The sequence below is a fragment of the Corallococcus sp. AB030 genome (genome assembly GCF_003668965.1).
Taxonomy (GTDB): domain Bacteria; phylum Myxococcota; class Myxococcia; order Myxococcales; family Myxococcaceae; genus Corallococcus; species Corallococcus exiguus.
This window is the reverse complement of the sequence record NZ_RAWQ01000323.1, coordinates 1-7,218: the sequence shown is the minus strand read 5'-3', so window position 1 is coordinate 7,218 and position 7,218 is coordinate 1. Positions and strand designations below refer to the sequence as shown.

Genomic DNA, 7,218 nt, shown 5'->3' with positions numbered 1-7,218 from the left:
GGCCTCGGGGGAGAGGGGGATGCGTGGGGTGAAGGCAGCCACACGCGAAGTGTGCGCTGTTGCCCGGGACCTAAGCAGGAATGGACGCGGGCCCTCAAGCTGAGAACCTGGATGCAACGGTTGTTCTGGGCATGAAGGCTTGCGCACGAGCCTCTACGCGCTCATGCAATTCACGACGTGCACTTGCGTCCGTGCACAACGTGCGGCACTCCCCGCTTCTGGCGCAAAGCCGACACCGGCCCTTCAGGGCAGGAGGCTCGTCGCGAGGCGGTGGCCATGCTCCCGCGCGCGCTCCATCCAGGAGCTGGCCCGCGGGAGATCCTCGCGGTTCGTAGGCGGGGGGGACCATGGCTCGGAAGCTTCTCACGGCGGCTGAGTGTCGGCTGTGTGTCGATCGCGTCGTACCCATCGAACTGAAGCGGGAGGCCGCGGCGCGCGCCATCGAGGTGAACCCAGAGAACGATCCGGCGCCCGTGCTGGCCCGGGTGAAGCGCGCGGGCTCCTCGTGGCATCCGCTCAAGCTGGCGCTCGAGACGGGCAAACGCTGGAAGCCTGGGCAGACGCTGCGCATCCGGTTCCTCGACGGCAGCCCGACGCAGCGCCGGCGCGTCGTGGAGATGGCGGACCAGTGGATGCAGTTCGCGAACATCCGGTTCGACTGGAAGGGCGGTCCGGGTGCGGAGATCCGCGTCTCGTTTTCGGCCGATGCGGGCTCGTGGTCCGCCGTGGGCACGGACTGCCTCATCACGCGGTACTTCCCGAAGAACGAGCCGACCATGAACTTCGGCTGGCTCGAGGACGACACGGACGACGTCGAGTACCGCCGCGTCGTCGTGCACGAGTTCGGTCACGCGCTCGGCTGCATCCATGAGCACCAGAACCCGAAGGGCGGCATCCAGTGGAACGTGCCCGCGGTCATCGCGGCCTTCAGCGGCCCGCCCAACAACTGGTCCGAGGAGGAGATCCGCTTCAACGTCATCGACAAGTACTCGCTCGATCAGCTCAACGCGACGCGGTTCGACCAGAACTCCATCATGCTCTACGGCTTCCCGAAGGAGCTCATCAAGGGGCCGCCGTCGCTGCTGCGCAGCGGAACGCCGAGCAACACGCGGTTGTCGGCCCGGGACAAGTCCTTCATCCGGAAGATGTACCGGCCCACGAACGGCAAGGCACACCGGGCCGCCGGGCGGTGGACCGCCGTGTCCCAGCACGGCCCGATGATGTAGCGGGTCCGGTGGCTCCGGCGCAGGCCGCCCGGAAACACGGGCGGTCCGCCGCCGCGCATCAGCGCCGGCACAGGAAGATGTCGTCGAAGGCGCCGTCTCCGAGGGGCCGCTTCAGGGGCTCGACGCGGAAGCCGGCCTGGGTGAGCACGCGATCCCAGGTGTCCCGGGTGAAGAGCCCCTCGACGTGCCGGTCGTGGACGGCCTGGACGGTGTCCCCGTCGCGCAGCAGGAACGCGAAGTCGACCTGGTAGGTGCTGTCCTCGGGGTGGGGATCCCACGTCCACATGAGGCCGCGCATCGAGCGGCCTCCGCGGTCCTCCTCCAGCGTCTCCGTGGTGTCCTGGAAGGTCTCCCGCAGGGTGTCCGGCGCGAAGATGGCGGCGCCGCCGGGCCGCGTGTGCTCGAACGCCGTCCGGGCCGCGGCGAGCAGGTCCTCCTCCGTCAGCATGTAGCAGATGGCGTCGTGGACCAGCACCGCGTCGAACGTCCGGCCCAGGCGCAGGGTGCGCATGTCTCCGAGGACGTGCTCGCAGTCCGGGTTCTGCTCGCGGCTGAGCTGCTGCATGCCCGGGGAGAGGTCCGTGAGTGTGCAGGTGAAGCGGCGCTTCAGGTGCAGCGCGGTGTTTCCGGCGCCCGCTCCGAGCTCCAGCAACGTTTGCGGCCGCGGGGAGATGATGTGCTCGAACGCCGACTGGAAGCAGACGGCCTCGTCTTCATGGTCCTCGGGAGGGTCGACCAGGGAGTACCAGGGCACCAGCTCGCTGTAGAGGAGAGGTTGCATGGGACGGGGTTCTAGCACCCACCCGTTCCGTCCCGCCGGGAGCCGGCCGCCGTGGAATGAACCTTCATTCCGCCGCCGCGTCAGGGAACGCGCGGTGGGCCGTCACGCGCTCCTGTTCGGGCGACGGACACCCGGCGAAGGAGCGCATGCGGATGGCGAGGTCCCGGAAGCAGCTCCTCAAGGGGGATGCGGTAGGGCTGGCGAAGCTCGAATGCGCCTTGAGGGGCGAAGACCCCGACATGGTCCCCCACGTGGCCGCCGATAAACTCGCCAGGTACCGTGAGGGGCTGAGACTGCTGACCCGAATCCTCTCATCGCCGGGAGACCCCACGCTTCGCGAGGCCGCCGTCTACGGATTCGTGTTCGCACACCTTGCTCCAGAGCACCTCGTGCTCCTGCGGCGCATCTACGCGAATCCGCACGAGGCACCGGGCGTCCGCTCACAGGCCGCGGAGGCGCTGGGCTCTCACTACTCGAACTACCGGCACATCTGGCAGCGCCGCTACCGCCGTGTCATCGATTTGCTGGTACGCGGGCTCGATGACCCAGAGCCCGCGATCCGGTTCTGGTCCATCTACGCGCTGGCCGGACACAAGGACCCGAGGATCCGTCCCAAGCTTCAGGCCATCGCGGAGAACGACACCGCGACCGTTCCCGGGATGTGGTCACTCCGGCAGGAGGCGCTCTGGGCCCTCGACTGGGGGACGGACCTCGTCCTTCGCGATCCCCAGTCATTCTGAGCAGGGGCCCGCCCATTTCCCTTCACGCCCAGGGAGACGGGCTGGCCCGGCCCTCCAGGGCGTGATGCCGAGCATCCGGTTCCCAAGGAGGGCCGTCCCCGGATGGGGGGCGGGTTTCCCTCGGCCGAGGAGGCTCGCCGCGTCCGGCGGATGATTCCGTGCTGGGGCACGGAGTCATCCGCCTGGATGCAACCGGGTGTCTCAAGAGTCCGGCGCGGTACAGGCGATCGCCCGTTCAGGCCACGACTCCGTGCTTGGGGCGCGGAGTCGTCCACTCTGGACTCAACAATGAGCGAGTGGGGCGGCGCCTACTCGCAATTGTATTGGATATACACTTTGGGGGAGGGGACCGCGTTGCAACTCGAGCCGAGCGTCGAGCATGGCTGACCCTCCGGGTTGGCGGAGGCGCACCTTTGAGGCGGGCAGGAGCCGTTGCAATACAAAACCCCGCAGAGTTCGTCGCAGAACCCCTCGTTGCCGTTTGTATCCCTGCGCCATGTTCCACCGACGGTGACGCATGCTCCATTGCTGCACGTCTGTCCTGAGGAACAGGTCTGGACCAGGGTGTCGGTGGATCCACACGTGCCGCCGCTGACGCAACCGGTGCCGGTGGTCCTCCGGACGGTATTGCCGCTGCAGTAGGTCGTGCTCGCGGTGGAGCATGTCTGGACAAATGAATCCGAGGAACCACAAGCCCCACCACTGCAGCCGGTGCCCGTGCTCCTGCGGATATCGTTGCCGCTGCAGTAGGTGCTGCTCGCGGTGGAGCACGTCTGGACAAGTTGCTGGGCGGACACGCAGGAGCCACTGAGGCAGCCGCTGTTGACCGTTCTGTAGACGGTATTGCCGCTGCAGTAGGAGCTGCCGACACCCGTCTGACACGTCTCGACAAGTTGCTGGGCGGACACGCAGGAGCCACTGAGGCAGCCGCTGTTGACCGTTCTGTAGACGGTATTGCCGCTGCAGTAGGAACTGCCGACACCCGTCTGACACGTCTGGACGAAGTTGTCGCTGGAGTCACAGGAGCCACCGCTGCAGCCGGTGCCCGTGCTCCTGCGGACATCGTTGCCACTGCAATAGGTGCTGCTCGAGGTGGAGCACGTCTGGATGAGGGTGTCGCTGGAGCCACAGGAGCCGCCGCTGCAGCCGGTGCCCGTGCTCCTGCGGACGGTGTTGCCACTGCAATAGGTGCTGCTCGAGGTGGAGCACGATTCGATGAGTTGCTGGGTGGACCCGCAGGCGCCGTTGATGCAGCCCTGGTAGACGGTCTGGTAGGCGCCGTTGCCGCTGCAGTAGGCCCCGCTGGTCCCCGTCTGACAGGTCTGGACGGCGGTGTCGGTGGAGGTACAGGCGCCGCCGCTGCACGTTCCGGTGCCGGTGGTTCTGCGGACGACGTCACCGCTGCAGTAGGTGGTGCTCGCGGTGGAGCAGCTCAGGGGCGCGCCACCGCATGAACCGGCGCCATTGCAGACGTCGCCCGTGGTGCAGCTGTCGCTATCATTGCAGCTCGTCCCCGAGGCCTTCGGCACGTAGCTGCACGTCCCGTTGGAGCAGGTGCCCGCCGCCTGGTAGCACTGGCTGGGCGGGCTGTTGCAGCTCAGCGCCGCGCCGCCGCACGTGCCCGCGCCGTTGCAGACGTCGCCCGTGGTGCACGCGTTGCCGTCATTGCAGCTCGTCCCCGAGGACTTCGGTGCGTAGCTGCACGTCCCGTTGGAGCAGGTGCCCGCCGCCTGGTGGCACTGGCTGGGCGGGCTGTTGCAGCTCAGCGCCGCGCCGCCGCACGTGCCCGCGCCGTTGCACACGTCGCCCGTGGTGCAGCTGTTGCCATCATCGCAGCTCGCCCCCGAAGCCTTCGGGACATAGCTGCACGTCCCGTTGGAGCAGGTGCCCGCCGCCTGGTAGCACTGGCTGGGCGGGCTGTTGCAGCTCAGCGCCGCGCCACCGCACGTGCCCGCGCCGTTGCAGACGTCGCCCGTGGTGCAGCTGTTGCCATCATCGCAGCTCGCCCCCGAAGCCTTCGGGACGTAGCTGCACGTCCCGTTGGAGCAGGTGCCCGCCGACTGGTGGCACTGACTGGGCGGGCTGTTGCAGCTCAGCGCTGCGCCACCGCACGTACCGGCGCCGTTGCACACGTCGCCCGTGGTGCAGGCGTTGCCGTCATCGCAGAGGGTCCCCGCGCTCTTGGGCGGGTAGGTGCACGCGCCGTTGCTATACGTGCCCGGGGAGTCATGGCAGGCGTCCGGAGGCGTCGTGCAGGCCGGCACTCCCGCGCAGACTCCCGCCCCGCTGCACACGTCGTTGAGGGTTCCTCCGTTGCCATCGTCACACGCGGTGCCCGCGGCCTTCGGTGCATAGGTGCACGCACCCTCGCTGCACGTGCCCGCCGCCGCGTAGCACTGCCCGGGCGGGCTGTTGCAACTCACCGGCGTCCCCGCGCACCCTCCGGCCCCGTTGCACGTCTCCTCCACGGTGCACGCGTCTCCGTCATCACAGCTGGCGCCCGAAGCCTTGTACGCGTAGGCGCACGCTCCATCGCCGCCGCACGTCCCGTCCGCCACGTAGCACTGCCCGGGCGGACTGCTGCAACTGGTGGCGCTCCCCGCGCAAACGCCCGCGCCATTGCACGCGTCCTGCCCGGTGCACGCATCCCCGTCATCGCAACTGGTGCCCGAGGCCTTCGGCGCGTAGCTGCACACCCCGTTGCCGCACGTCCCGGCCGCCTCGTAGCAAGGCCCTGGGGCGCTGTCGCAGCTCACCCCCGCGCACGCGTCATACACATACGTCTCCGCCGTCTTCAGGCTCGCGCCGCTGACGCCGATTCCGCCCACCACCAGCACCTTCCCCCGCCCCTCCAGCGGCACTGCCACGTGCACGTACCGCGCGCCTCCCATCACGGTCGTCACGCTCCACAAACGGGTGTCCGGGGCGTACACCTCCGCGCTGCCCAGCGCGTTCGTCGCCGCGCTGCCGTACATGCCTCCGGCCACCAGCACCTGTCCCGTGCTCAGCGGCACCGCCGTGTGCAACTCGCGCGCGGTGCCCAGCGCACCCGCCGCGCTCCACAGCCCCGTGCTCGGGTCGTATTCCTCCGCCGTCGCCACCAGCCCGGTGCTGCTGTTGCGCCCGCCCACCACCAGCACCTTGCCGGAAGGCAGCAGCGTCGCCGTGTGGTTGTGGCGCGCGGTCGACAGGCTTCCCGTCGCAATCCAGGTGTTGCTGGAGGGCGTGTACAGCTCCGCGCTCGTCAGGCTGGTGCTCGCTCTTCCGCCCACCACCAGCACCTGGCCCGAAGGCAGCAGCGTCGCCGTATGGTTGCGTCGCGGCATCGCCAGACTCGCCCCCGCGCTCCACGTGCCGGAGGCCGGGTCATACACATCCACCTTGCCTTGCGGTCCCGAACCGTTCCCGCCGCCCGCCACCAACACCTTGCCCGAGGGCAGCAGCGTCGCCGTCAGGGAGTCTCGTGCCACTCCGGTGGCGAAGCTGCCAGCGGAAGTCCAGGCATTGGAGGCCGGGTCATAGAGGGCAGTGGAAGCCAGACGGCCCGTCGCGTTCTCCCCGCCCGCCACCAGCACCATGCCCGAGGGCAGCAGCGTCGCGGTGAGGACCTGCCGGGGCTCCGGCATGGGGGCCGCGGCCGTCCAGGTGCCCGTGCCCGGGTCGTAAAGAGCCGCGGAGGACAGATACCCGCCAGCGTTGTACCCACCCGCGACCAGCACCTTGCCTGAGCTCAGCGCCACCGCCGCGTGGTACTTGCGCGCTTCCGCCATGTCGGCCGTGGCATTCCACCCCTCCACGAGAGGGGACGCGTTGCGAGTCAGCGTCTTCTCTTCGGGCGGCTTGCTACAGCCGACGACAACACAGAAAAACCCCAACAGCAGAGCCCGGCCGGCTCTCATTGCTTGCATGACATCCCCATGAATGGAGGCTGTCTCCACGCCCCCCGTTGACTGGCCTTCGAAGGCCAGGGTGCCTCACTTGGCGTGAAGAATACAATCGCACTGCTGATCATCCAGACGTATGAGCTCATACGCTAATCCCACCCGCAGACTGGGGTTTTGGGTGACTCATGCGAGTCAAGATTCAGTCATCCGGGCTGACGACTTGCGTCAAGCTGTTGCGACGACCGTTTGAGACCGCCGGCTGAGGGTGGGACTCAAGTGAGTGTCGCTGCGCAATCTTTCGCCCTCAGGGGTTCTTCACGGCGAGACACGTTCATCGCCATGAGAGGGATTCCGTGAGGCAATGTTGGATGGGAATGCTGTGGGCGCTGGCGCTCGGGCTGCTGAGCGCATGCGGGCCCGGGGTGAAGGGCCGGCTGGGTCCCCAGCCACAGTTGGAAGCGGGTCTGGATCCAATCCTGAGCGTTGGATGAGTTGACAGGCCATCGAGCGGCCGTGGGCCTGTTCATCGGCAGGGTGCGAGACGTCTGGAGGGTTACCTCGACGGAGGAGTACTCATGCCGAAGGTG

4 protein-coding genes are annotated in these 7,218 nt (G+C 68.1%); 2 read left to right on the top strand and 2 right to left on the bottom strand.

Annotated elements, in window-relative coordinates:
• Positions 1–347 precede the first annotated feature (347 nt).
• A complete protein-coding gene (locus tag D7Y15_RS41175) occupies positions 348–1,226 on the top strand; it encodes a M12 family metallopeptidase (RefSeq protein ID WP_120581346.1) in 879 nt (292 codons plus the stop codon).
• A gap of 58 nt (positions 1,227–1,284) precedes the next feature.
• On the opposite strand, the gene D7Y15_RS41170 is transcribed toward D7Y15_RS41175, so the two are convergent.
• Complete coding sequence (locus tag D7Y15_RS41170; RefSeq protein ID WP_120581345.1) at positions 1,285–2,007, bottom strand: trans-aconitate 2-methyltransferase; 723 nt, start codon at positions 2,005–2,007, stop codon at positions 1,285–1,287.
• Positions 2,008–2,159: 152 nt separating this feature from the next.
• Between D7Y15_RS41170 and D7Y15_RS41165 the strand changes: the two genes are divergently transcribed.
• Positions 2,160–2,747: a HEAT repeat domain-containing protein gene (locus D7Y15_RS41165; RefSeq protein WP_158629208.1), complete on the top strand. Its 588-nt coding sequence runs from the start codon at positions 2,160–2,162 to the stop codon at positions 2,745–2,747.
• 308 nt (positions 2,748–3,055) lie between these two features.
• Here the strand turns inward: D7Y15_RS41165 and D7Y15_RS41160 are convergent, their stop codons facing one another.
• The gene (locus tag D7Y15_RS41160) at positions 3,056–6,517 is read right to left on the bottom strand and encodes a kelch repeat-containing protein (RefSeq protein WP_158629207.1); all 3,462 of its coding nucleotides are present in this window, start codon (positions 6,515–6,517) and stop codon (positions 3,056–3,058) included.
• Between the last annotated feature and the right edge of the window lie 701 nt (positions 6,518–7,218).